Here is a 20,756-nt window from a genome sequence, read left to right on the forward strand (position 1 = left end):
TCATCGGTGGGGGTCCTTCCTCAGTAACCGCTGATGTCGGGCCAGCGCAGCTCGACACCGTCGGCGGTCAGGCGTTGGCGAAAGTCGGCCAGCAGGGCCGGGGTGTTGCGGACCGCGCGCGGGGTGACCGCGCGGGTCAGGCAGAAGTCGGCGAGGATGCCGGCGACCTCGCCGACGTTCCACTCGACGGGGTGCAGGCGGTGGGATCCGTTGGTGATGTGGGTGGTGCCGATGTTCTTGCCGGCGGGCAGCAGGTTCTCCACCCGCCGCGGGATGAGCGCACCGAGCGGGATCTCGAACGGGCACGAGCCCACGTCGATGTACGTGTCGCCGCCGGTGGACGGGTGCAGGTCGATGCGGTACATGCCGACGCCGATCGAGTCCGGGTGCGGGACCGCGCCCTTGTCGCCGCGTACGGCCAGGGACAGGTCCTGCTCGACGATCGTGTACTCGGCCCGGATACGCCGGGACTCGCGAATGTACGGCGCCTGGGCCAGCCCGTCGGCGCTGCCGGTCACGTCGCCGCGCAGCCGCAGCCCGGGCCAGCCGGTGCCGCCGTCCGGGCGCGGCGCCTCGGTCTGCAGCCAGTAGAGGACGCTGTAGGACAGCTCCCGCGCCCGCTGTACGTGGTGGGCCGCGTCCGGCACGTCGATGATCGGCGCCTCGAAGTAGTCGATCATCGGCCAGTTCACCAGGCAGATGTCGCTGGGGTAGGAACCGTCGGTGAAGGTGCGCCGGGCGGCGATGCGCCGGAACGTCCACAGGTTGCCGTCGCCCGGGTTGACCCGCTGGTCGGCCTGGACCAGCCACGGGTCGTCGTCCGGGTTCGGGGTGAACGACCGGGTGGAGGTGGCCAGCGTGCGCGGATTCGGCGTCTGCCAGGAGAGCATCTTCGCGCCCCAGAACGACGGCTGGTAGTCACGCCAGAAGTCGTACGCCGCGGGCCGGTCGATGGTGTGGTCGCCGTCCACGTGGTCGATCGCGAAGCAGACCGAGAACGCCTGCATGTTGCCCGGGTCGGCGACGTCGGGCGCGTTCGGCTCCCCGGTCTCGGCCTGCGACTCGAAGCCGGTGACGTACTCGGTGCCGGTGAGCGGCAGCAGCTCGCCGGTCTCGGTGGCGTCCAAGATGTAGGGACCGCTCAGCACCAGCTCCTCGCCCGGCCCGCGGACCGTGACCGCGCTGACCCGATCACCGTCGGTCTGCGCCGCGACCGGCACGAAACCCAGCAGAACCCGGAGCAGACCCGACCCCCGGTACGGCGCCAGCATCGCCTCGATGACCGCGACGGCAACCCGCGGCTCGTGGCACAGCCGGCTCACGTGCCCGGCGCCGGGATTGAGATCCGGGGTACGCCGCGCCCGCTCGGTCAGCGGGTAGTGCCGCCGGTAGTAGTCCCGGATGCCGTCCCGCAGCGCCCGGTAGCTCGCCGTCACGCCGAACTGCTCGACCCAGCTGTGCTCATCGGGCGGCACAGCCTGGCTGGTCAGCTGGCCGCCGAGCCACTCGTACTCCTCGGTCAGCAGCACCGACCGTCCGGCCCGCAGGGCGCCGAGCGCGGCCGCGACCCCGCCGAGCCCGCCGCCGATGACAACGACATCCGCGCGCAGTTCACGCATGCGCCACCGCCGCCAGGGTCGCGCCGGCCACCGGCTCGCAGGGCAGGATCCGCTGGGTCACCGCGGTGGTCCCTTCCAGCATGGCGGCCAGCACCTCCACCGCCTGCCAGCCCATCTCCCGGCGCGGGATGCGGTAGCCGGTGAAGTCGATGTCGGTCGCCGCCGGCCGGGTCGGATCGCCGAGGGCCACGAACGACAGATCCCCGGGTACGCGCAGACCACGCTCGGCCGCGAGCTGGGCGAGCACCACCCCGTCGGCGAACTCCTCGACGAACACACAGGTACGCCCGTCGGTGAGGATCGCGTCCAGCACCGCCGCAGCCGAGACCCCAGCGACGGCCTGGCGCCGTCCCTCCGCATCGGCCTGAGCGACCGCGGGCAAGGACCCGGCGACGGCCTGGCGCCAGTCGTCCGCATCGGCCTGAGCGACCGCGGGCAAGGACCCCGTGACGGCCTGGCGCCGTCCGTCCACATCGGTCTGGATGACCGCAGGCGAGGACCCTGCGATGGTCAGGTGCCGGCCGTTCACGCCGGTCTCGGTCACCGCGGCGGTGAAGCCGCGCAACCGGTCGGCGTGCGACTCCGGACCCGCGCCCTCGCCCACGTAGGCGAGCCTCCGGTGCCCGAGCGCGACGGCGGCGCGCACCTGGGCCGCGGTGGCCCCGGGATAGTCAGCGCCGACGTAGGGCACCGGGCCGCCGGCGTCGTCGCGGCGCCCGACACTGACGAAGGGCTGACCTTCGGCGAGCAGCCGGGCCAGCTCGGCCGGGTCCAGCGAGCGGCCCAGCAGCACGCACCCGTCGGCCAGCCGCAGCCGGTTGTCCTGGTGGAAAATCCGGCGCCGGCCGTCGATCACCGGCGCGCTGGTGAGCAGCAGCAGGTCGCAGCCGACCCGTTCCGCGCACTCCTCTATCCCGGCCAGGAACGGGTGGTAGAAGTCGCCGAGCCCGGCCGGGAACACCGACTCGTAGGTGAAGACGCCGAGGATCCGGTTGTGCCGGGCGGCGAGGCGACGGGCGATCGGGTCGGCGACATAGCCGGTGCTGCGGATGGCCTGCAGCACCCGTTCCCGGGTCTCGGGGGCGATCCGGACGTCGGCGTCGTCCCGCCCGTTGAGCACCAGCGAAACGGTGGCCTGGCTGACTCCGGTCATCCTGGCGATGTCCTGCTGCGTCACGCGCCTCCGCGTCACAGTCACAGTCTGTTCCCCTCGGTTACGAAGGTAATACGCATTAGTTGCGGCTGAGTGACATCGTCAGTCGCCCCGAGCCTGCCGGTCAAGACGCTAATACCTATTACCTAAGGCAAGGCGCAAAAAGAACCCGCCGCCCTGGAGGGCGGCGGGTTCGCACCATGCAATCAGCCGGCAATCGGCGGGAGCGACGGTCAGCACCACGCACGGACCTACGACATGGAAATTCTGCCTTTAAAGAGCCTGCCACCAGCCGTCGACGGCCGGCGGGTTGTCGACGTCCACCCGCTCACCCGGCCGCGGGACCGCCAGCCGCACGTCGCGCGCCTTGGCCTCGCGCCAGGTGCGGTCGGCCGGCTCCGGCCAGTCGTGCAGCGCCAGGTTGAACGTGCCCCAGTGCACCGGGATCATGAGACCGCCCTGCACGTCGACGTGGGTGGCGACGCCGTCCTCGGGCACCATGTGGATGTCCGGCCAGGCGTCGCCGTAGGCGCCGATCTGCACCAGCGTCACGTCGAACGGGCCGTGCTCCGCGCCGATCTGCGCGAAGCCCGGGAAGTAGCCGGTGTCGCCGGAGTAGAACGCCTTACGGGTGGGGCCGGCGATCACCCAGGACGACCACAGGGTCTCGTCGCGGGTGAAGCCGCGGCCGGAGAAGTGCCGGGCGGCGGTCGCGATGAACTCGATGCCCGCCACGGTCGCCCGCTCGTCCCAGTCCAGCTCGATGATCCGGGTGGCCGGCACGCCCCAGCGCTCCAGGTGCGCGCCGACGCCCAGCGGCACCAGGAACGGCGCCGCCTGCAGGTCCACCAGGTTGCGGATGGAGTCCATGTCGAGGTGGTCGTAGTGGTCGTGGGAGATCAGCACCGCGTCGATCGGCGGCAGCTCGCGCAGCGCCAGCGGGGGCTCGTGCAGCCGCTTGGGGCCGGTCAGCCGGGACGGGGAGCAGCGCTCGCTCCACACCGGGTCGAGCAGGACCCGCCGGCCCTCGATCTCGACCAGCGCCGACGAGTGGCCGAACCAGGTGACGTGCAGCCCGCCCGGGTCGCCGCCGAACTCGGGGCGGAGCACCGGGATCGGCTGGCTCGGGTGCCGGCGGTCGCGGTCGGTCAGCGTCGCGGCCAGGATCCGGGGCATCGAGCCCGCGGTCACCATGGTCGCCGGGACCGTGTTGCGGAACTTGCCGTCGGAGAACTGCGGGGAACGGGTGTACCGCTCGCCGCGCTCGCCGTCGGCGCGGGCCCCGATCTTGCGGCCGCCGATCTGCGCGGGGATGTCACGAGCGGCCCAGGCCGCAGCGGCTCCCAGTGCCAGGGCCACCAATGCCCCGGTGCGCCCTCGACGGCCGTCTGCCTGTTTCGCCATGCGAGATCCTCCGTGTCAGTTCTGTCCGGCTGCAAGTCTGACCGCCCACCGGCACCCGGCGCCACCGTGGTGCGGTGGATCTCCTCAGCTAAGCACCGGTATGTCACACTGCCGCCGTGACTGTCGACACCCTTCAGACCCAGCAGCAGCTCATCGTGCGTCAGCGCGTCCGCTTGATGGTCAACCAGTACGAGGTCCACGCCGTCGCCCCGGACGGCTCGGAGGCCGGTGTGCTCGCGTTCGCCCAGCAGAAGCGGATGGCGTTCAAGGAGCAGGTGACTCTCTACACCGACGACACCAAGACCACTCCCGTCCTCGGTTTCAAGGCCCGTCAGGTCCTCGACCTCGGCGCGACCTACGACATCACGGACGCCTCCGGTAGTCCTATCGGCCTGTTCCGGAAGAACTTCAAGGAATCCCTGCTGCGCTCGACGTGGCACCTGGAGCAGCCCGGCTACGGCGAGATGATCGGCCGGGAGACGAACCTGACCGTCGCGATCCTGCGCCGCTTCGTCGACTCGCTGTCGTGGCTGCCGTACCACTTCGAGTTTCTGCTGAACGACCGCCCGGCGTTCTCCGTGGTCAAGAAGTGGGGCCTGCGCGACAAGTACGTCGTGACGATCCACGACCCGCAGCTGGACCGCCGGCTGGTCGCCGCGATGTCGGTGGCCCTGGACGCGCTCCAGTCCCGGTAGTCCGGTGCGTTAGCGTCGGGCGCATGGACGATCCACGCGCCCGGCGCCTCTTCGGCGACAGTCTCGTCGCCCCCGGCGACCTCGCCACCAGTCCCTTTCGCGTCGACCGGGACCGGATCGTCAGCTCGCCGTTCTTCGCCCGCCTCGGCGGCGTGACCCAGGTGATCAGCCCCGGCGGCGCCGGCCTGCTGGTGCACAACCGGCTCACGCACAGCCTGAAGGTGGCCCAGGTGGGCCGGGCGATCGCGGAACGCCTGGCCGCGGACCCCCGCTACGCCGACGTGCTGGACAAGCTCGGCGGCTGCGATCCCGACGTGGTCGAGGCCGCGGCGCTCGCGCACGACCTGGGGCACCCGCCGTTCGGCCACCTCGGCGAGCGGGTGCTGGACCAGCTCGCCCGGCAGCGGCTGGGGCTGCGCGACGGCTTCGAGGGCAACGCCCAGTCGTACCGGATCGTCACCAGCACCGAGATCCGGGGCCAGGCCACCATCGGGCTGAACCTCACCGCCGCCACCCGCGCGGCCATCCTCAAGTACCCGTGGACCCGGCGGACCCACCCGGCGCCGCATCCCCGGTTCATGGACCCGCCGCCGCGCGGTGCGGCGGCGCCACCGGACGACCCGGACGGCGGTTCGCTGAAGTTCGGCGCGTACACGACCGAGGTCGAGGACATGGTGCAGGCCCGGCTGCCGTTCGCCGGGCGGGTCGCCGACTGGCAGCAGACCGCCGAGGCCTCGGTGATGGACACGGCCGACGACATCGCGTACGCGATCCACGACCTCGAGGACGTGCACCGGGTCGGGGTGCTGCAGCAGGGCTCGGTGGCGGCGGAGCTGATGGCGTGGCAGCGCTCGTCGTTCCGGGAGGTCCCGGACGAGGACCTGACCGACGCCCAGCGCCGCCCGGGCACCTCGATCGAGGCGTTGCGCCGCCAGCTGCACCGCAAGGACAGCTGGATCAGCGACGACGAGGCGTTCGCCGCGGCGGTGGAGCACGTCCGCGCGGAGCTGGTGGACGGCCTGCTGGCCGAGGCGTTCGACGGCTCGCTGGACGCGGAGGCGCAGGTGGCCGCGTTCTCGGCGAACTGGACCCGGCGCCTGGTCGAGTCGATCGAGGTGACCGACGCGCCGGCGGTGCGCTCGGGACACGTCCTGCTGGCCCCGGCCCAGTGGCACGAGGTGCAGGTGCTCAAGTTCGTGCAGAACAGGTTCGTGCTGGCCCGCCCCGACCTGGCGTTGCACCAGCGGGGTCAGGCGCGGCTGCTGGGCTCGCTGGTGGAGGCCCTGCTGGCCTGGCTGGCCGACCCGGACGAGACCGAGCGCCTCCCCCGGCGGATCCGGGACCTGGTGGAGCTGGCCGAGGCGGAGCTGCCGGAGGGGACCCCGGACCGGATCTACCGGGCTCGCGGCCGTGCGGTGATCGACTTCGTGGCGGCCCTGACCGACAGCCAGGCCGTGGCGCTGATGGATGCCCTGTCCGGGCGCTCCCGCCAGCTGTGGACCGATGCCTTTGTCCTCTGAGAGCTGAACGCGTTTCCTGGCGTAAGTGGTGCAACGGTGTAAGCATGTAATCATCGCTTCGCTTGGAGGTTCCCATGCGTTTCCGTCCACCCTCCGGGGCCCGCACCGAGCCACCAGCCGCCGATGACGCTGCCGCCTGGATCACCGGGGCAACGCCCGACGGCTGGTTCACCGAGCCACCCCAGGTCGTCGTCGACCGCGACGAGATCATCATCTGGGGCCGGGTGCCCACGCCCGACCTGGGCGCCGACGCCACCGACGCCGACCGTTCCGCCGCGCAGTCCGGGCGGATCCACCAGTTCCGCGAGGACACCCGCGACGGCCGGATCAAGGTCGCCCTCCAGGTCGAGCACCGCTACCAGCGCAAGGTGAGCTGGGGTGTGCGCTGCGGCGACACCGAGGAGCTGTTCACCCACCTCTCCGCCCCGGTCATGACCCGGCTGCGCCAGCCCGAGCGGCAGGTGCTCGACACCCTGGTCGACGCCGGCGTGGCCCGCAGCCGCTCCGAGGCGCTGGCCTGGTGCGTCAAGCTGGTCGGCGAGCACACCGACGAGTGGCTCACCGAGCTGCGCGACGCCATGACCAAGGTCGAGGACCTGCGCCGCCGCGGCCCGGACGCCGCCTAGGGGGTGTCTCTCACACCCGCCGGGCGGCGAGCCAGTCGGCCAGGATCTCCGGCCGGAAGAGGTAGACCTCGTGGTCGTCCGCGCCCTTGACCACCACGGGCTCCTGGCCGACCAGTCCGGCGATCGTGGCGGCGATCGCCGAGTGCAACGGGTCCGGCTGTTCGCCGACGGCGATGGTGACCAGCTCCGCGGGCAGCTCGCCCGGGGCGAAGCCGCGGTTGACGATGAAATGCCCGTCGTCGCGCAGCATCGCTTCGGCGTTGGCCATCATCGCCGTCACCTGCGGCGCCGAATGATCGGCGCGGCCTTCCGAGAGCACGTCGAGCAGGACGTGCGCAGCGCCCACCCAGTCGCCGGGATGCTCGGCCAGATACGCCTCCCCGGGCGCGTTGATCGCCGCCTGGAGCTGCGGCCCGTCCGGCAGCACACCGAGCGCGGCCGGCTCCCAGGCGATCACCTGGCCGGCCACCGACGGATGCCGGGCGGCCAGCGCCAGCGCGACCGTGCCCCCGGAGCTGAAGCCGAGCACCGTGGCACCGACCGCGCCCACCTCGCCCAGCAGCCGCGCCGCGTCGTCGGCGTGCTGATCGGCTCCGCCGCCGGGCCAGTCGTCGCGGGTGCTGCCGCCGGTGCCGCGACGGTCGTACCAGATCGCCCGGAAGCCGCGCGCCGCGATCGCCTCGGCCTGCGCATCCAGCATCGACGCGTCCTCCGCGCCGCCGTGGATGAGCAGCACGGCCGGGCCGTCTCCGGTGATTTTGACAGCGATGTCCACCGCTCCACCTTTCGTTTAACTCAAGCTATATCGAATATGGCTTAAGCTAAGCCAATGACGTCCCCCGGACAAGGGCGCCGGCGCTACGACGCCAGAAGCCGACAGATCCAGGCCCGCGAGACCCGCGACCGGGTGCTGACGGTGGCCCGCCGGCTGTTCGTCCAGCACGGGTACGCCGGCACCTCGGTCGCCCGGATCGCCCAGCAGGCGGGTGTCTCCGCGCCGACCGTCTTCTCCGGCTTCCGGTCGAAGGTCAACCTGCTCAAGGAGGCCGTCGACACCGCCATCGCCGGAGACACCGACGGCCGGCCGCTGCGGGACCGGCCGGTGCTGCGGCGCATCCACGAGGCCGGCACCTTCGCCGAGGTGGTCGAGCGGATGGCCGACGCGTTCGCCGAGGTGGCCCAGCGGTCGTACCCGATCTACGCGGTCGTGCACGGCGCCGCCGACAGCGACCCGGAGATCGCCACCCTGTTGCGGGAGCTGAACCAGCAGCGGCTCGCCGGCGCCACGCTGCTGGCCGAGACCATGGCGGACCGGCTCGGCCGGGACGACGTCGAGGACCTCCGCGACTCGCTCTACGTGCTCCAGTCGCCCCTGCAGTACGGCCTCATCGTCCACGACCGCAACCGCCCGCCGCGCTGGTACCGCGACTGGATGGCCCGCCACCTGCACGCACTAGGGTGAGCGGCGTGCTTTCCGAGGTCATCGCCACCCGTTATGTCACCCCGCTGCGGGAGGGCGGCTCGCTGCCCGGCATCGTCGAGGCCGACAACCTCGGCACGTACGTGGTCAAGTTCCGCGGCGCCGGCCAGGGCCCCAAGGCGCTGGTCGCCGAGGTCATCTCCGGCGAGCTGGCCCGGCGGCTGGGTCTGCCCGTGCCCGAGCTCGTCGTCACCCAGCTCGATCCGGTCGTCGCGCGGGCCGAGCCCGACGAGGAGGTGCAGGAGCTGATCAAGGCCAGCGCCGGCGCCAACCTGGGGATGGACTACCTGCCGGGGGCGCTGGGCTACGACCCGGTGGCCCACCCGGTCGACGCCGAGCCGGCCTCCCGCACACTGGCCTTCGACGCGTTCGTGGAGAACGTGGACCGCAGCTGGCGCAACCCCAACCTGCTGATCTGGCACGGCGGGCTCTGGCTCATCGACCACGGCGCGACGCTCTACTTCCACCACAACTGGCCGCGCGCGGCGAACGTGGTGCACCGGGCGTACAAGTGGGACGACCACGTGCTGAAGCCGTACGCGACCGCCCTGGCGACCGCCGGCCCGGAGCTGGCCGCCCAGCTCACGCCCGCGCTGCTGGCCGAGGTCATCGACCTGGTCCCGGACGAGTGGCTGGCCGGGTTCGACTTCGCGTCGGCCGGCGAGGCCCGCCGGGCCTACCTCGACCACCTGGTGGCCCGGGCCGCCGAGCCCGCCGCCTGGCTGCCGGGGGTCGCGGCATGAGAGTCCCCTACGAGTACGCGATCGTCCGCGCGGTCCCCCGGGTCGAGCGCGGCGAGTTCATCAACGTCGGCGTGGTTCTCTACTGCCAGCGCCTGGACTTCCTGGCCGCCCGCACCCACCTGCACGAGCCCCGGCTGCTCGCCCTGGATCCCCACGCCGACCTGGACGGCATCCGGGCGTCGCTGCAATCCTGGGAGATCACCTGTGCCGGGGGCGCGGACGGCGGCGCGGCCCGTGAGATGAAGCAGGGCGAGCGTTTCCGCTGGCTGGTCGCTCCGCGCAGCACGATCCTGCAGGCCGGGCCGGTGCACATGGGCCTGGCCGCGGACCCGTCGGCGGAGCTGGACCGGCTGCTCGAGCTGCTCGTCCGGTAGCGCGCCGCGGTCAGGGGCCGACGGGCTGGGCGACGTGCACGAACGGGTCGGTGCCGGCGATCGTGTGCCAGTCGGCCAGGTAGATCTCGCGGACGGGCGCGGTGCGGCCCAGGCCCTCGGCGTCGACGTGCCGGGCCAGGGTGTCGTAGGCCTGCATGATCCGCGGATAGAAACAGTCGTCGCGGGCGACCGTGGTGTAGATCTCGGTGTGCGCGGGCTCCAGCCGGATCACCATCGTGCCCGCCGGCTCGGCCGGCCCGGTGAACGGCACGCAGACCTCGACCGTGGCCTCGCTGTCCGGGGTCACGAAACCGTGGTAGATCACCCAGTGCTCGGCGGTGGTGGTGGCGCCGGCCAGCCGGTCGCGTACGCGCCACTGGAGCTCATGGATCGTGCCGGCGAGTCCCTGCTGGTCGGTGGCCTGCCGGAGGGACGCGACCTTGGTGTCCGGCACTGTCCGCCGGTGCACCTCGTACGTCGTGGCCGGCTGGCCGGCCGCGGCGAGCTGGACGCGGAGCCAGCCGATGCTGCCCCGCTTGGCCGCCGTGGCCTGCTCCTGCGCCGCCCACCAGCGGTCGAGCCGCACCACCGCCTCCTCGTCGGTGCCGGCCAGCACCTCGGCGACGACGGCGAGCGGCATGTCGAGGCGGCGCAGCAGACTGATCCGGCGGGCCCGGTCGAGCTGGCTGACCGCGTACCGGCGGTAGCCGCTGACCGGGTCCACCTCGGCCGGTGGCAGCAGGCCGGACAGGTCGTAGAGGCGCAACGCCTTGACGGACAGGCCGGACCGCCGACCGAACTCGCCGATCGTCAGGCCCCGCAGCTCCCGTACGGTCATGCGACGAGTGTGCACCCCGCCCCTGGGGACGACTCAAGCCCCGCGGCGCAGCCGGCGCACGCCGGCGGCCACCGTGGTCGAGGCCAGCACCGTCGCGGTGGCAGCGAGCGCCGCGACGGGCAGCCGGCCCCAGCGCGCCGGTCCACCCTCGACCCGGCCGGCGGCCCGGAAGACGTTGCCGGCGTCCGGCGCGACCCGGCGCCGGCTCAGGCCCAGCCGGCCCATCATCGGCCCGACCAGCGCGTCGTACACCGGCGGCATGGCCTTGAAACCCAGCTCGGTGAACCGGTTGGCCGCGCCGACCGACAGTTCCCGGCGAGGACGGTCGGCGAGCCGCAGCACCCCCGCGGCCATCCGCTCGGCGGAGTCCACCGGCGGCGGCGGACGGCCCACGAAACCGGCGTAGTTGGCCGCGCTCGTGTAGATCGGCGTGTCCACGCTGCCCGGCACGAGCTGGCAGACGTTGATGCCGGGTGCGTCGCGGGTCTCCTGCCGCAGGGTCCGGGCCAGGCCGCGCAGACCCCACTTCGAGGTCACGTACGCCGACATGTACGGCGCGGTGATGTGCCCGAGCAGCGAGCCGCACAGGATCACCGTCCCGTGGCCCTGGCTCCGGAACACCCGCAACGCCGCCCGGGCGACGTTCGCGGAACCGAGCAGATCCGTCCGGACCACCTGGTCGAAGACCTCCGCGGGCACGTCCTCGAACTTGCCGTACGCCATCACCGCCGCGCTGTCGGCCCACACGTCGATGCGGCCGAACCGGTCGACGGCGGCGTCCGCGAGCTCCTCCACCTGCGCCCGTACGCTGATGTCGGTCGGCACCACCAGCGGGCTCCCGCCGCAGCTCGCGGCGACCTTCTCCAGATCGGCCAGGCCCCGGGCGGCGAGCACCAGCCGGTCCCCTCGCGCGGCGAAGGCGAGCGCGGCGGCCCGGCCGATCCCGCTGGACGCACCGGTCAGTACCACCACACGTGAACTCATGGCCCACCCATACCCGGCGATCGGCCCGGCGAACTTGACGGACCGGTGCGTCCGGGCTTCCTTTCCGGGCCCGAACGGGGAGACTGGGCCGATGGACCTGCCGATCAACCCGCCCGTGAAGCCGATGCTGGCCAAGCCCGTCGCGGACATCCCCGCCGGGCAGCTCTACGAGCCCAAGTGGGACGGCTTCCGGTCGATCATCTTCCGCGACGGCGACGAGGTGGAGATCGGCAGCCGCAACGAGAAGCCGATGACCCGCTACTTCCCGGAGGTGGTCGAGGCGGTGCTGGCCAACTTCCCGGCCCGGGCGGTGATCGACGGCGAGATCATCGTGGCCGACACCGAGCGCAACACCCTCGACTTCGAGGCCCTCCAGCAGCGCATCCACCCCGCGGCGAGCCGGGTCAAGCTGCTCTCCGAGCAGACCCCGGCCGGCTTCGTGGCCTTCGACCTGCTGGCGCTGGGCGACGAGGACCTGACCACGCGGCCCTTCGCCGAGCGGCGGGCCCGGCTGGAGCAGTGCCTGGCCGAGGCGAAACCCCCGGTGTACGTGACCCCGGCGACCGACGACCTGGAGACCGCGCGGCGGTGGTTCGGCGAGTTCGAGGGCGCCGGGCTCGACGGGCTGATCGCCAAGGGCAAAGATCTGGGCTACGAGCCGGACAAACGGGTCATGACCAAGATCAAGCACAAGCGTACGGCGGACTGCGTCGTGGCCGGTTACCGCGTGCACAAGTCCGGCGAGAACCGGATCGGCTCGCTGCTGCTCGGCCTCTATGACGAGCGCGACGTGCTGGTCTCGGTCGGGGTCATCGGCTCGTTCCCGATGGCCGTCCGCGAGGAGCTCTTCACCGAGATGCAGCACCTGGTCACCACCTTCGAGGGGCACCCGTGGAACTGGGCCGCCCACGAGCAGGGCGAGCGCACCCCGCGCAAGAACGAGGTCAGCCGCTGGAACAACGGCAAGGACCTGTCCTTCGTGCCGCTGCGCCCCGAACGGGTGGTCGAGGTCCGCTACGACTACATGGAGGGTCTGCGCTTCCGGCACACCGCCCAGTTCGAACGGTGGCGCCCGGACCGCGAGCCGCGCACGTGCACCTACGAGCAGTTGGAGCGGCCGGTGCGGTTCCAGCTCGCCGACGTGCTGACGAGCCGCTGAGTCAGGTTGTCAGACTTCTCGGCTAGCCTCGTGCGAGCAAGAGCCGATCGAGAAAGGCCGCGCACTGTGCCGCGTACCCCCCGCCTGGTCCTGGCCGCTCTGGTCGCCGCGGTCATCGCGACCGCCGGTTGCACGCTGCCGGTCTTCGCCCCCGACGACTCCGACGGCGCCGCGCCGGTGACCACCGGCAGCAAGGCGCCGCCCGCGGTCCCCGGCACCCAGGCACAGTGGCGGTCGTGCCCCGAGGTGCCGCAGCAGCTGGTCGGCCGGGCCGCGTCCGGCATGACCTACGACTGCGCGTCGGTGGCCGTGCCCCGCAACTGGGCGGCCCCGCAGTCCGGCGAGACCTACGACGTCGCGATGATCCGGATCCGCTCGGCCACCCAGCACGACCGGATCGGCTCGTTGCTGGTCAACCCCGGCGGCCCCGGCGGCTCGGGCATCGACTACTCGGTCTACGTCTCCTTCGGCCAGGCGCTGGGCGGGCTGCCCACCGAGGTGACCGACCGGTTCGACATCGTCGGTTTCGACCCGCGCGGCGTCGGGCGCTCCGACCCGATCAAGTGCATCAGCAACAAGGACCAGGACGCCACCTTCGCGGCGGCGCCGGATCCCGAGACCGAGGCCGAGTTCCAGGAGGTCGTCGCGCTCAACAAGCGCGTGGCCGAGGGCTGCGGCCAGAAGTACGGCCCCCAGCTGCCGTTCTTCTCCACCGAGCAGGCCGCCCGCGACATGGACGCGATCCGCGCGGCTGTCGGCGACCAGAAGACGACCTACCTGGGCCTCTCCTACGGCACCCTGCTCGGCGCCACGTACGCCCAGCTCTTCCCGGACAAGGTGCGGGCGCTGGTGCTCGACGGCGCGATCAACCCGAAGCAGGACTTCATCGCCGGCTCCGAGTCGCAGGCCAAGGGCTTCGAGCGGGCGTTCACCAACTTCACCACCTGGTGCAAGGCCAACGCGGCCAAGTGCCCGATCGCCCCGGACGCCCGCGGCGCGGTCACCGACGCTCTGGCCAAGGCCGAGGCGTCCCCGGTCGAGGGCCCCGACGGCCGCGAGGCCACCCCCGGCTGGATCTTCGTGGCGGTGATCTCGTCGCTCTACACGGAGTCCGGCTGGCAGCAGCTCGCCAAGGCGGTCGACGGGCTGCAGACCGGCGATGCCGACGACATCTTCGACCTCGCCGACCAGTACGCCGACCGCAAGCCGGACGGCAGCTACTCCAACCTGTTCGACGCCAACCTCGCGGTGAACTGCGCGGACACCGCCGGCGCCCCCACGGTGGAGAAGATCCGCCAGCTGCAGGGCGAGTGGCGCAAGAAGTACCCGCTGTTCGGTGCCGCGCTGGCCATGGGCATGCTGCCGTGCACCTTCTGGCCGGGCGCCCGGGACCCGTACCCGGCCGGTGCGGCCACCGGCGCGCCGCCGATCGTGGTCGTCGGCACCACCGGTGACCCCGCGACGCCGTACGAGAACACCGCCGAGCTGGCCAAGATGCTCGGCACCGGGCAGGTCCTCACCTGGGAGGGCGAGGGGCACACGGCGTATCCCAGCACCAAGTGCATCGTCGACGCGGTCGACGGCTACCTCATCGATCTGCGGGTGCCGAAGGAGGGGCTGCGTTGCCCTCCACGGTGATCCCCTCGCGGGCGGCCAGCTCGGCCAGCAGCTGACGCACCTCCCGCAGGTTGTTCTTCAGCTCCTCCTGCTCGTCGTGCTGGAACGCGTCGTGGTCGACGATGAGCTTGCTGGCGAACTGGGCGGTGATCAGCGGGACGACGATCAGCACCATGAGCGAGATGAGCAGGCCGGCCATCACCCGGCCCACACCGGTCTTGGGCGAGATGTCGCCGTAGCCGACCGTCGAGGCGGTGACCACGGCCCACCACAGGGCGTCGCCGTAGGTCACCTTCTCGACGAAGTGGTAGATCACGCTGCACATCGCGATGAGCAGTGAATAGGACAGGATCAGCGTGGGCGGCGAGTTGGCCAGCCAGACCAGCCCGCGGTAGATCCTCCGCACCGGGACCAACAGCAGTCGCATGCGGTCATCGTGCCCGCCCGGGGCCAGTCGGCGGCTCAGCCCGTCGGGCGTGTCAGGATGGCCGCGTGGCCCACGTGATCTTTCGCACCGCGACCCGATCCGACGTCCCGGCGATCCTCGAGCTGCTCGCCGACGACGAGATCGCCCGCTCCCGGCAGCCCTCGACGACCTCGGAGGCGGTGGATGCGGCCGGCTGGGCGGCCTTCGAGGCCATCGACGCCGACCCGCGCAACGAGCTGATCGTGGCCGACGAGGACGGCACGGTGGTCGGCACCTGCCAGCTCACCTTCATCCCGTCGCTGAGCCGGCGCGGCGCCGAGCGGATGACCATCGAGGCGGTCCGGGTGCGCGGTGACCTGCGCGGCCGCGGTATCGGCCGGGCGATGATGGTCTGGTCGCTGGAGCGGGCCCGGGAACGCGGCTGCGGCCTGGCCCAGCTGACCACGGACAAACGCCGCACGGACGCCCACCGCTTCTACGCGTCGCTGGGCTTCGAGGCCTCACATCTGGGTTTCAAGCTCGCGCTGTAGCCGGTCACCAGTTCGCCTCGTTCTTGCGGCTGGGCTGCACCCGCGGCGGCTCGCCCGGCATCTTCGGGTGGTCCGGCGGGTACGGCAGGTCGCCGAGCCCGGCCTGTTCGTCCCGCGCCGACCACTCCAGCAGCGGCGCGATGTCGTGGGCGACGTCGTCGATCCCGGCGTGCGGGTCACCGATCTTGGCGAACCGCTCGGGCACGGTCCGCAGGTCGAAGTCGTCCGGCTCGACGTCGGGCAGCTCGGCCCAGGTCACCGGCGCGGAGACGGTGGCCCGCCCGTTGGCGCGCAGCGAATACGCGCACGCGATCGTCCTGTCCCGGGCCGTCTGGTTGTAGTCCAGGAAGACCCGCTCGCCGCGCTCCTCCTTCCACCACGCCGTGGTGATCCGCTCCGGGCTGCGGCGTTCCACCTCGCGGGCCAGCGCGATCGCCGCTCGGCGCACGTCCACGAAGGAGTGGGTGGGGGCGATCCGCACGTACACGTGCACGCCGCGCCCGCCGGAGGTCTTCGGATAGCCGGTCCAGCCCAACTCGTCCAGGACCTCGTGCACCACCCCGGCGGTGGTGATCACGTCGCGGAAGTCGGTGCCCGGCTGCGGGTCGAGGTCGATGCGCAGCTCGTCCGGCTGGTCCGGGGACGCGGCCCGCACCGGCCAGGGGTGGAAGACGATGGTGCCCATCTGCGCGGCCCAGGCGACGTGCGCGAGGTCGGCGGGGCAGAGCTCGTCGGCGGTACGCCCGCTCGGGAAGGTGATCGTGGCGCTCTCGACCCAGGCCGGCACGCCCCGGGTGGAGATCCGCTTCTGGAAGAACATCTCCCCCTCGATGCCGTCGGGGAAGCGTTGCAGCGTCGTCGGGCGGTGGTCGAGCGCGCGCATGATGCCGTCGCCGACCGCGAGGTAGTACTCGAAGACGTCCCGCTTGGTGTAGCCCCGCTGCGGGAAGACGACCTTGTCGGGGCTGCTCAGCCGGACCGGCCGGCCGGCGACCTCGACCTCGACGGCGGGTGACTTCGACGATGCCATGCCAAGACCTTAAGCCCGCGACGGCGAAGGCCGCCCCCGGATGTTCCCGGGGACGGCCTTACGAGGCAGTTGCCGCTGCTCAGGCGCTGCGACGACGCCGGCTGTAGTACACGGCGGCCGCGCCGCCCGCGACCATCAGGCCGCCGAGCGCGATGGTGAGACCCATCGGCGCACCGGTCAGCGGGAGCGTGCCACCCGCGCTGACGCCGCCCGGGGTGCTCTGGCTCGGCGCCGGCGACGTGGCCGGGCTCTCGCCGCCCGGCGGGACGGTGTCGACGCTGGCGGTCGGCGTCGACGGGCTCGGCGACGGCGTCGGGCTCTCGCCACCGTAGCCACCACTGCCCCGGGTGGGTCCGGTGCCGTTGTCGTCCGGCGTCGCACCGTTGTCGCCCGGCTTGTTGTCGCCCGGCTTCTCGTCGTCGGTGTAGCCGTAGTCGCACTTGTCGCCGCGCTGCACCTCGGAACACGGCGTGGTCATCACGGCGGGCTGCTTGGCGCGAGCGGCGGACTCGTCGCCCGTCGCGGCGGCCGGGGCCCCGGTGAGGGCCAGAGCGGCGAGGACGGTGACGCCGGCCGCGGGCAGTCCAGCGGCCAACCGGCGCGTCAAACTCATGAAGGGAATCCGTTCTGTTGCGGTAAGTCCGTCTTGGTCCGGTGGGAGCTTAGCGGCTAATGCCGGATTTGGTGGCATTGCCCCTCCGGCGAGTCCCCATCGAAAAGGTGAACGGGCTCAGCTCGGCAGGCCGCCGAAGCGGTGGCTGCGCCACAGGTGGGACAGCGCGAAGACCTTCAGCTCGAACTGCGGATCGGCGGCGAACAGCTCACCGCTGTACGGCGCCTGCAACTGCACGCTGGCGCCGGACTCCAGGTAGACGGAGACGACCGTGCGGGCCCCGCGGCGCTCGGCCCGCAGGTCCACAACCCGGCTCCACGGCTGCACCCCCGCGCCGAACGGGGTCACGGTCCGGATGCCGCCCGCGTCGATCTCGGTGCCCAGCCGCGGCCGCACCAGCACCCCGGCCAGCGCACCGGCCAGCGGCGGACCGAACGCCAGCACCGCCCACACCCAGGCCGGTGGCGCTGTGGCCGCCGCCCAGGAGAGGGCCACCATGGTGGCGAGCAGACCGGCCGACACTCCCACCACCGCACCGAGAACGCCGAGGTACATGCCACGGGCGAGGGCCTGCTGCCAGGTGGGGCTGAAACGCGTCGCATCCATGACCGTTCAACGGCTGCGGCCCGGCCCGTCGGCGCACTGGCGGTGCGCCACCGGCGTACCGACGTACCTTTGGAGCATGGCAACTGACAAGACCACCCTGCCCACCACCGAAGAAGAGTGGCGGGTCCGCCTGAGCCCCGACGAGTTCCGGGTGCTGCGCCAGGGCGCCACCGAGCCGGCCTGGCGCGGCGAGTACGTCGACACCAAGACCGAGGGCACCTACGAGTGCCGGGCCTGCGGCGCCGCCCTGTACCCGAGTGAGACCAAGTTCGACTCGCACTGCGGCTGGCCGTCGTTCGACGACGCCATCCCGGGCGCGATCAAGGAGATCGAGGACCGCAGCCTCGGCATGGTCCGCACCGAGATCCAGTGCGCCCGCTGCGGCAGCCACCTGGGCCACGTCTTCCGCGGCGAGATGATGACCGCCAAGAACACGCGGCACTGCGTGAACAGTCTGTCGATCAAGCTGGACCCGAAGTGAGCTCTTCCACGGTGTAACGCACGCCGGTGTCCGACGTCCTGGTGTCGGCACCGGCGGTGAGCTGCCACTCCGGCCCCAGCCGAGGGGCGAAGGTGTCCCCCTCGACGGCGAGGTCGATGCGGGTCCGCACGATGTGCCCGGCGTACGGCAGCAGCGCGGTGTAGACCGCCGCCCCGCCCATCACCCAGAAGTCGTCGTGGACCCGCAGCAGCTCGCCGACCGAGCCGAAGGTCTCGGCTCCGGCGGCGGCCCAGCCCGGTTGCCGGGTCAGCACCACGTTGCGCCGGCCGGGCAGCGGCCGGAAGCGCTCCGGCAGTGAGTCCCAGGTGGCCCGGCCCATCACCACGGTCGCGCCCATCGTGCGCTCCCGGAAGATCTTCTGCTCGCCGGGCACGTGCCAGGGGATCGCCCCCTTGGCGCCGATGACGCCGCCGTGCGCCTCGGCCCAGATCATGTGGATCGTCATACCGCGACCGGGGCGCGCAGGGCCGGGTGGTGCTGGTAGTCGACCACGGAGAAGTGCTCGTAGGTGTAGTCGAAGAGCGACTCCGCCGGCGCGATCTCCAGCTTCGGGAACGGGTACGCGGGGCGGCTGAGCTGCTCGCGCACCTGCTCGACGTGGTTGGCGTAGATGTGGCAGTCGCCGCCCACCCAGATGAAGTCGCCGGGGATCAGCCCGGTCTGCGCCGCGATCATCTGCGTCAGCAGCGCGTAGCTGGCGATGTTGAACGGCACGCCCAGGAACATGTCGGCGCTGCGCTGGTAGAGCTGGCAGGAGAGCCGGCCGTCGGCGACGTAGAACTGGAACAGCGCATGGCACGGCGCGAGGGCCATCTCGGGCAGCTCGGAGACGTTCCAGGCCGAGACGATCATGCGGCGTGAGTCCGGGTCGCGGCGCAGCGTGGCGAGCAGTTCGCTGATCTGGTCGACGTGGCCGCCGTCCGGGGTGGGCCAGGACCGCCACTGCTTGCCGTAGACCGGGCCCAGCTCGCCGTTCTCGTCGGCCCACTCGTCCCAGATGGTCACGCCACGCTCGCGCAGCCACCGGGTGTTGCTGTCGCCGCGCAGGAACCAGAGCAGCTCGACCGCGACCGACTTGAAATGCACCCGCTTGGTGGTGATCAGCGGGAAGCCCTGGGACAGGTCGTAGCGCAGTCGCTCACCGAAGAGGCTGACCGTGCCGGTGCCGGTGCGGTCCGCCTTCGGGATGCCGGTCTCGAGGACCCGGCGCAGCAGCTCTTCGTACTGGGTGTCGACCATGGCGCCACGCTAGCGCCTCCGCCGCCCCGGAGCCGAGAGGGACCCGGGCGGCGGAGGTCACATCGCCGCCACTAGTGAGCCCAGGACTCACTCATCGCCGAGATCTGCTGGTTGAGCTGCTGAAGGTCACGGTTCGGCTCTTCGCGCTGCTTGGCCGGGTCGACCGCGGCGAAACCGAGCTGAGTGCCGAGCTGCTGCCAGCGGGCGAACAGGATGGACTCCATGAGCACGTCCTTGACGTCCTCGTGGGCTGCCTCGAGCTCATGCACGGCGGCCTCGTACCGCTCCACCTTTTTGAGCAGGTCAGAACTCTCGTGAATGGTCATACCGGCAGGCTACCCAGAAATGAACCTTTTTCAGGTTGATATCCGGATACCGAGGTATGTCCGTCCAGGCCACGCTACAGGTCGAACTCGCCGTCCTTGGCGCCGCCGACGAAAGCGTCCCATTCGTCCGGAGTGAAGAAGAGCACGTCCCCGTCGGGCTTGCGCGAGTCGCGGACGGCGACCCCGCCGTCCAGCAGGGCGACCTCGACGGCGGCGGCACCCGGCTGCGCGGTACCGCCGCTGCGGCGCCATACGGCGTTGGTCAGATCAGCCTCGAACTTTTTCACGCCGCACAGTGTGCCAAGTCACGGCCGCGGACGTAAGGGCTGTAACCGGTACGAGTGTCGTCAGTCCTTGAGCTTGCCGGCGACCTTGACGATGCGCTGGGCCAGGTGGTCGAGCGCGGCGTTCTCCTTCTCACCCAGCGGGTTGTCGTTGTTGCCGCCGGTGACGTGCGAGACGCCGTACGGGTTGCCGTCGGCGAACTTCAGCGGATCGGTGTAACCGGGCGCCACGACCACGCCGCCGAAGTGGTAGATCGTGTTGTACAGCGCGAGCAGCGTCGACTCCTGGCCGCCGTGCGCGGTCATCGAGGCGGTGAAGCCGGCGTACGCCTTGTCGGCGAGCAGGCCCTGTCCCCACTGCGGGCCCAGCGTGTCCAGGAACTGCTTGAGCTGGCTGGCGACGTTGCCGTACCGGGTGGGCGTGCCGAAGAGCACGGCGTCCGCCCACACGATGTCGTCGGCGGTCGCCTTGGGCTCGTTCTTGGTGTTGTCGAAGTGCTGGCTCCACGCCGCGTTCGAGGCGATCGCCTCCTGCGGCGCGAGCTCCTGCACCTGACGCAGGCGCACCTCGGCGCCCGCCTTCTCACCCGCCTGGGCGATCCGTTCAGCCATGGCATGGATCGTGCCGGTTGAGGAGTAGTAGACGACTGCGAGCTTCACGTTGGCCATTCAGCAAGGCTGCCCGAGCTCCGGCGAACGAAACGTCACAGCACGAGTTCACTGCCGTGCGGGCCGACCGCGTCGGCGTGCTCGTCGTCCAGCCACACGCCGTCGCTGGCGAGATACCGGAAGCGGTAGTGACCCGGCTCCAGCCGCACGGTGACCGTCCGGGTGCCGTCCCGCCGGTCCTTGAGCTCATGCAGCCCCGGTTCCCAGCCGTTGAACGTGCCGACCACGCTCACCGGCCCGGCCGGGGCGTCCTTGGGCAGGCAGAACGTCACCCGGGTCTTGTCGCCGAAGAGCTTGCTTCGCTTGATCATTCTCGCC

26 protein-coding genes are annotated in these 20,756 nt (G+C 71.5%); 10 read left to right on the forward strand and 16 right to left on the reverse strand.

Translation table 11 applies throughout. The features are described from left to right. Nucleotides 1-20: 20 nt before the first annotated feature. The 3 genes from AB0C12_RS18785 to AB0C12_RS18795 all read right to left on the reverse strand — a co-directional run bounded on the left by AB0C12_RS18785 (nucleotide 21) and on the right by AB0C12_RS18795 (nucleotide 4,176). Nucleotides 21-1,619 (reverse strand): FAD-dependent oxidoreductase, encoded by a 1,599-nt coding sequence (locus AB0C12_RS18785; RefSeq protein ID WP_360549508.1) that lies wholly within the window; start codon nucleotides 1,617-1,619, stop codon nucleotides 21-23. Continuing rightward, complete coding sequence (locus AB0C12_RS18790) at nucleotides 1,612-2,811, reverse strand: LacI family DNA-binding transcriptional regulator (RefSeq protein ID WP_360549510.1); 1,200 nt, start codon at nucleotides 2,809-2,811, stop codon at nucleotides 1,612-1,614. The genes AB0C12_RS18785 and AB0C12_RS18790 overlap by 8 nt, the downstream gene beginning before the upstream one ends. Before the next feature lie 234 nt (nucleotides 2,812-3,045). Next, nucleotides 3,046-4,176 carry an MBL fold metallo-hydrolase gene (locus tag AB0C12_RS18795; protein WP_360549512.1) on the reverse strand — a complete coding sequence of 377 codons (1,131 nt, stop codon included), beginning with the start codon at nucleotides 4,174-4,176 and terminating at the stop codon, nucleotides 3,046-3,048. Between the two features lie 116 nt (nucleotides 4,177-4,292). On the opposite strand from AB0C12_RS18795, the gene AB0C12_RS18800 reads away from it, so the two are divergent. The 3 genes from AB0C12_RS18800 to AB0C12_RS18810 all read left to right on the forward strand — a co-directional run bounded on the left by AB0C12_RS18800 (nucleotide 4,293) and on the right by AB0C12_RS18810 (nucleotide 7,017). Next, on the forward strand, nucleotides 4,293-4,871 hold the full coding sequence (locus AB0C12_RS18800) for a hypothetical protein (protein WP_360549514.1): 579 nt from the start codon (nucleotides 4,293-4,295) through the stop codon (nucleotides 4,869-4,871). Nucleotides 4,872-4,894: 23 nt separating this feature from the next. Then, on the forward strand, nucleotides 4,895-6,391 hold the full coding sequence (dgt, locus tag AB0C12_RS18805) for a dGTP triphosphohydrolase (protein WP_360549516.1): 1,497 nt from the start codon (nucleotides 4,895-4,897) through the stop codon (nucleotides 6,389-6,391). 74 nt (nucleotides 6,392-6,465) lie between these two features. Next, the gene (locus AB0C12_RS18810; protein ID WP_360549518.1) at nucleotides 6,466-7,017 is read left to right on the forward strand and encodes a hypothetical protein; all 552 of its coding nucleotides are present in this window, start codon (nucleotides 6,466-6,468) and stop codon (nucleotides 7,015-7,017) included. Nucleotides 7,018-7,027: 10 nt separating this feature from the next. On the opposite strand, the gene AB0C12_RS18815 is transcribed toward AB0C12_RS18810, so the two are convergent. Then, nucleotides 7,028-7,792: an alpha/beta hydrolase gene (locus AB0C12_RS18815; RefSeq protein ID WP_360549520.1), complete on the reverse strand. Its 765-nt coding sequence runs from the start codon at nucleotides 7,790-7,792 to the stop codon at nucleotides 7,028-7,030. A gap of 54 nt (nucleotides 7,793-7,846) precedes the next feature. Here AB0C12_RS18815 and AB0C12_RS18820 point away from each other — a divergent pair, with 54 nt between their 5' ends. The 3 genes from AB0C12_RS18820 to AB0C12_RS18830 are packed head-to-tail and all read left to right on the forward strand — an operon-like array spanning nucleotide 7,847 to nucleotide 9,614. After that, nucleotides 7,847-8,479 (forward strand): helix-turn-helix domain-containing protein, encoded by a 633-nt coding sequence (locus AB0C12_RS18820; protein ID WP_360549522.1) that lies wholly within the window; start codon nucleotides 7,847-7,849, stop codon nucleotides 8,477-8,479. A gap of 5 nt (nucleotides 8,480-8,484) precedes the next feature. Further along, complete coding sequence (locus AB0C12_RS18825) at nucleotides 8,485-9,240, forward strand: HipA family kinase (protein ID WP_360549524.1); 756 nt, start codon at nucleotides 8,485-8,487, stop codon at nucleotides 9,238-9,240. Then, on the forward strand, nucleotides 9,237-9,614 hold the full coding sequence (locus tag AB0C12_RS18830) for a DUF3037 domain-containing protein (protein WP_360549526.1): 378 nt from the start codon (nucleotides 9,237-9,239) through the stop codon (nucleotides 9,612-9,614). Before AB0C12_RS18825 ends, AB0C12_RS18830 begins: the two co-directional genes overlap by 4 nt. Before the next feature lie 10 nt (nucleotides 9,615-9,624). Here AB0C12_RS18830 and AB0C12_RS18835 read toward each other — a convergent pair whose 3' ends face one another. Further along, nucleotides 9,625-10,452: a MerR family transcriptional regulator gene (locus AB0C12_RS18835; protein ID WP_360549528.1), complete on the reverse strand. Its 828-nt coding sequence runs from the start codon at nucleotides 10,450-10,452 to the stop codon at nucleotides 9,625-9,627. 33 nt (nucleotides 10,453-10,485) lie between these two features. Next, on the reverse strand, nucleotides 10,486-11,436 hold the full coding sequence (locus tag AB0C12_RS18840; RefSeq protein WP_360549530.1) for an SDR family NAD(P)-dependent oxidoreductase: 951 nt from the start codon (nucleotides 11,434-11,436) through the stop codon (nucleotides 10,486-10,488). A 91-nt stretch (nucleotides 11,437-11,527) separates the two neighbouring features. Between AB0C12_RS18840 and AB0C12_RS18845 the strand changes: the two genes are divergently transcribed. Then, a complete protein-coding gene (locus AB0C12_RS18845; RefSeq protein ID WP_360549532.1) occupies nucleotides 11,528-12,595 on the forward strand; it encodes an ATP-dependent DNA ligase in 1,068 nt (355 codons plus the stop codon). A gap of 66 nt (nucleotides 12,596-12,661) precedes the next feature. Beyond that, complete coding sequence (locus AB0C12_RS18850; protein WP_360549534.1) at nucleotides 12,662-14,233, forward strand: alpha/beta hydrolase; 1,572 nt, start codon at nucleotides 12,662-12,664, stop codon at nucleotides 14,231-14,233. On the opposite strand, the gene AB0C12_RS18855 is transcribed toward AB0C12_RS18850, so the two are convergent. Next, entirely contained in the window at nucleotides 14,184-14,639 is a 456-nt protein-coding gene (locus tag AB0C12_RS18855) for a potassium channel family protein (RefSeq protein ID WP_360549536.1), read from the reverse strand. The genes AB0C12_RS18850 and AB0C12_RS18855 overlap by 50 nt on opposite strands. A gap of 65 nt (nucleotides 14,640-14,704) precedes the next feature. Here AB0C12_RS18855 and AB0C12_RS18860 point away from each other — a divergent pair, with 65 nt between their 5' ends. Continuing rightward, nucleotides 14,705-15,169, forward strand: a complete 465-nt coding sequence (locus AB0C12_RS18860) for a GNAT family N-acetyltransferase (RefSeq protein WP_360549538.1) — start codon at nucleotides 14,705-14,707, stop codon at nucleotides 15,167-15,169. Nucleotides 15,170-15,173: 4 nt separating this feature from the next. On the opposite strand, the gene ligD is transcribed toward AB0C12_RS18860, so the two are convergent. The 3 genes from ligD to AB0C12_RS18875 all read right to left on the reverse strand — a co-directional run bounded on the left by ligD (nucleotide 15,174) and on the right by AB0C12_RS18875 (nucleotide 17,418). Beyond that, on the reverse strand, nucleotides 15,174-16,199 hold the full coding sequence (gene ligD, locus AB0C12_RS18865; protein ID WP_360549540.1) for a non-homologous end-joining DNA ligase: 1,026 nt from the start codon (nucleotides 16,197-16,199) through the stop codon (nucleotides 15,174-15,176). 79 nt (nucleotides 16,200-16,278) lie between these two features. Then, entirely contained in the window at nucleotides 16,279-16,812 is a 534-nt protein-coding gene (locus AB0C12_RS18870) for an LPXTG cell wall anchor domain-containing protein (RefSeq protein ID WP_360549542.1), read from the reverse strand. A gap of 117 nt (nucleotides 16,813-16,929) precedes the next feature. After that, entirely contained in the window at nucleotides 16,930-17,418 is a 489-nt protein-coding gene (locus AB0C12_RS18875) for a hypothetical protein (protein ID WP_360549544.1), read from the reverse strand. A gap of 76 nt (nucleotides 17,419-17,494) precedes the next feature. On the opposite strand from AB0C12_RS18875, the gene msrB reads away from it, so the two are divergent. Then, a complete protein-coding gene (msrB, locus tag AB0C12_RS18880) occupies nucleotides 17,495-17,899 on the forward strand; it encodes a peptide-methionine (R)-S-oxide reductase MsrB (RefSeq protein WP_360549546.1) in 405 nt (134 codons plus the stop codon). Here the strand turns inward: msrB and AB0C12_RS18885 are convergent. The 6 genes from AB0C12_RS18885 to AB0C12_RS18910 all read right to left on the reverse strand — a co-directional run bounded on the left by AB0C12_RS18885 (nucleotide 17,880) and on the right by AB0C12_RS18910 (nucleotide 20,749). Further along, nucleotides 17,880-18,365 (reverse strand): dihydrofolate reductase, encoded by a 486-nt coding sequence (locus AB0C12_RS18885; RefSeq protein ID WP_360549548.1) that lies wholly within the window; start codon nucleotides 18,363-18,365, stop codon nucleotides 17,880-17,882. The genes msrB and AB0C12_RS18885 overlap by 20 nt on opposite strands. Beyond that, nucleotides 18,362-19,159 (reverse strand): thymidylate synthase, encoded by a 798-nt coding sequence (locus AB0C12_RS18890; RefSeq protein WP_360549550.1) that lies wholly within the window; start codon nucleotides 19,157-19,159, stop codon nucleotides 18,362-18,364. Before AB0C12_RS18890 ends, AB0C12_RS18885 begins: the two co-directional genes overlap by 4 nt. A gap of 71 nt (nucleotides 19,160-19,230) precedes the next feature. Then, on the reverse strand, nucleotides 19,231-19,485 hold the full coding sequence (locus tag AB0C12_RS18895; protein ID WP_360549552.1) for a hypothetical protein: 255 nt from the start codon (nucleotides 19,483-19,485) through the stop codon (nucleotides 19,231-19,233). Between the two features lie 74 nt (nucleotides 19,486-19,559). Then, nucleotides 19,560-19,772 (reverse strand): DUF397 domain-containing protein, encoded by a 213-nt coding sequence (locus tag AB0C12_RS18900; RefSeq protein WP_360549554.1) that lies wholly within the window; start codon nucleotides 19,770-19,772, stop codon nucleotides 19,560-19,562. Between the two features lie 60 nt (nucleotides 19,773-19,832). Beyond that, the gene (gene wrbA, locus AB0C12_RS18905) at nucleotides 19,833-20,438 is read right to left on the reverse strand and encodes an NAD(P)H:quinone oxidoreductase (protein ID WP_360549556.1); all 606 of its coding nucleotides are present in this window, start codon (nucleotides 20,436-20,438) and stop codon (nucleotides 19,833-19,835) included. Between the two features lie 35 nt (nucleotides 20,439-20,473). Beyond that, nucleotides 20,474-20,749 (reverse strand): isoamylase early set domain-containing protein, encoded by a 276-nt coding sequence (locus AB0C12_RS18910; protein WP_360549558.1) that lies wholly within the window; start codon nucleotides 20,747-20,749, stop codon nucleotides 20,474-20,476. Between the last annotated feature and the right edge of the window lie 7 nt (nucleotides 20,750-20,756).

The organism is Actinoplanes sp. NPDC048967 (assembly GCF_040649415.1).
GTDB lineage: Bacteria > Actinomycetota > Actinomycetes > Mycobacteriales > Micromonosporaceae > Actinoplanes.

Excerpts from the sequence above, each read along its gene's own strand:
- wrbA (WP_360549556.1), bottom strand. The coding sequence starts at position 20,438 with ATGGCCAACGTGAAGCTCGCAGTCGTCTACTACTCCTCAACCGGCACG.
- AB0C12_RS18870 (WP_360549542.1), bottom strand. The coding sequence starts at position 16,812 with ATGAGTTTGACGCGCCGGTTGGCCGCTGGACTGCCCGCGGCCGGCGTC.
- AB0C12_RS18785 (WP_360549508.1), bottom strand. The coding sequence starts at position 1,619 with ATGCGTGAACTGCGCGCGGATGTCGTTGTCATCGGCGGCGGGCTCGGC.
- AB0C12_RS18875 (WP_360549544.1), bottom strand. The coding sequence starts at position 17,418 with ATGGATGCGACGCGTTTCAGCCCCACCTGGCAGCAGGCCCTCGCCCGT.
- AB0C12_RS18830 (WP_360549526.1), top strand. The coding sequence starts at position 9,237 with ATGAGAGTCCCCTACGAGTACGCGATCGTCCGCGCGGTCCCCCGGGTC.
- ligD (WP_360549540.1), bottom strand. The coding sequence starts at position 16,199 with ATGGCATCGTCGAAGTCACCCGCCGTCGAGGTCGAGGTCGCCGGCCGG.
- AB0C12_RS18885 (WP_360549548.1), bottom strand. The coding sequence starts at position 18,365 with ATGACGATCCACATGATCTGGGCCGAGGCGCACGGCGGCGTCATCGGC.
- AB0C12_RS18795 (WP_360549512.1), bottom strand. The coding sequence starts at position 4,176 with ATGGCGAAACAGGCAGACGGCCGTCGAGGGCGCACCGGGGCATTGGTG.
- AB0C12_RS18855 (WP_360549536.1), bottom strand. The coding sequence starts at position 14,639 with ATGCGACTGCTGTTGGTCCCGGTGCGGAGGATCTACCGCGGGCTGGTC.
- AB0C12_RS18895 (WP_360549552.1), bottom strand. The coding sequence starts at position 19,485 with ATGACCATTCACGAGAGTTCTGACCTGCTCAAAAAGGTGGAGCGGTAC.
- msrB (WP_360549546.1), top strand. The coding sequence starts at position 17,495 with ATGGCAACTGACAAGACCACCCTGCCCACCACCGAAGAAGAGTGGCGG.
- dgt (WP_360549516.1), top strand. The coding sequence starts at position 4,895 with ATGGACGATCCACGCGCCCGGCGCCTCTTCGGCGACAGTCTCGTCGCC.
- AB0C12_RS18890 (WP_360549550.1), bottom strand. The coding sequence starts at position 19,159 with ATGGTCGACACCCAGTACGAAGAGCTGCTGCGCCGGGTCCTCGAGACC.
- AB0C12_RS18810 (WP_360549518.1), top strand. The coding sequence starts at position 6,466 with ATGCGTTTCCGTCCACCCTCCGGGGCCCGCACCGAGCCACCAGCCGCC.
- AB0C12_RS18835 (WP_360549528.1), bottom strand. The coding sequence starts at position 10,452 with ATGACCGTACGGGAGCTGCGGGGCCTGACGATCGGCGAGTTCGGTCGG.
- AB0C12_RS18910 (WP_360549558.1), bottom strand. The coding sequence starts at position 20,749 with ATGATCAAGCGAAGCAAGCTCTTCGGCGACAAGACCCGGGTGACGTTC.
- AB0C12_RS18845 (WP_360549532.1), top strand. The coding sequence starts at position 11,528 with ATGGACCTGCCGATCAACCCGCCCGTGAAGCCGATGCTGGCCAAGCCC.
- AB0C12_RS18820 (WP_360549522.1), top strand. The coding sequence starts at position 7,847 with ATGACGTCCCCCGGACAAGGGCGCCGGCGCTACGACGCCAGAAGCCGA.
- AB0C12_RS18840 (WP_360549530.1), bottom strand. The coding sequence starts at position 11,436 with ATGAGTTCACGTGTGGTGGTACTGACCGGTGCGTCCAGCGGGATCGGC.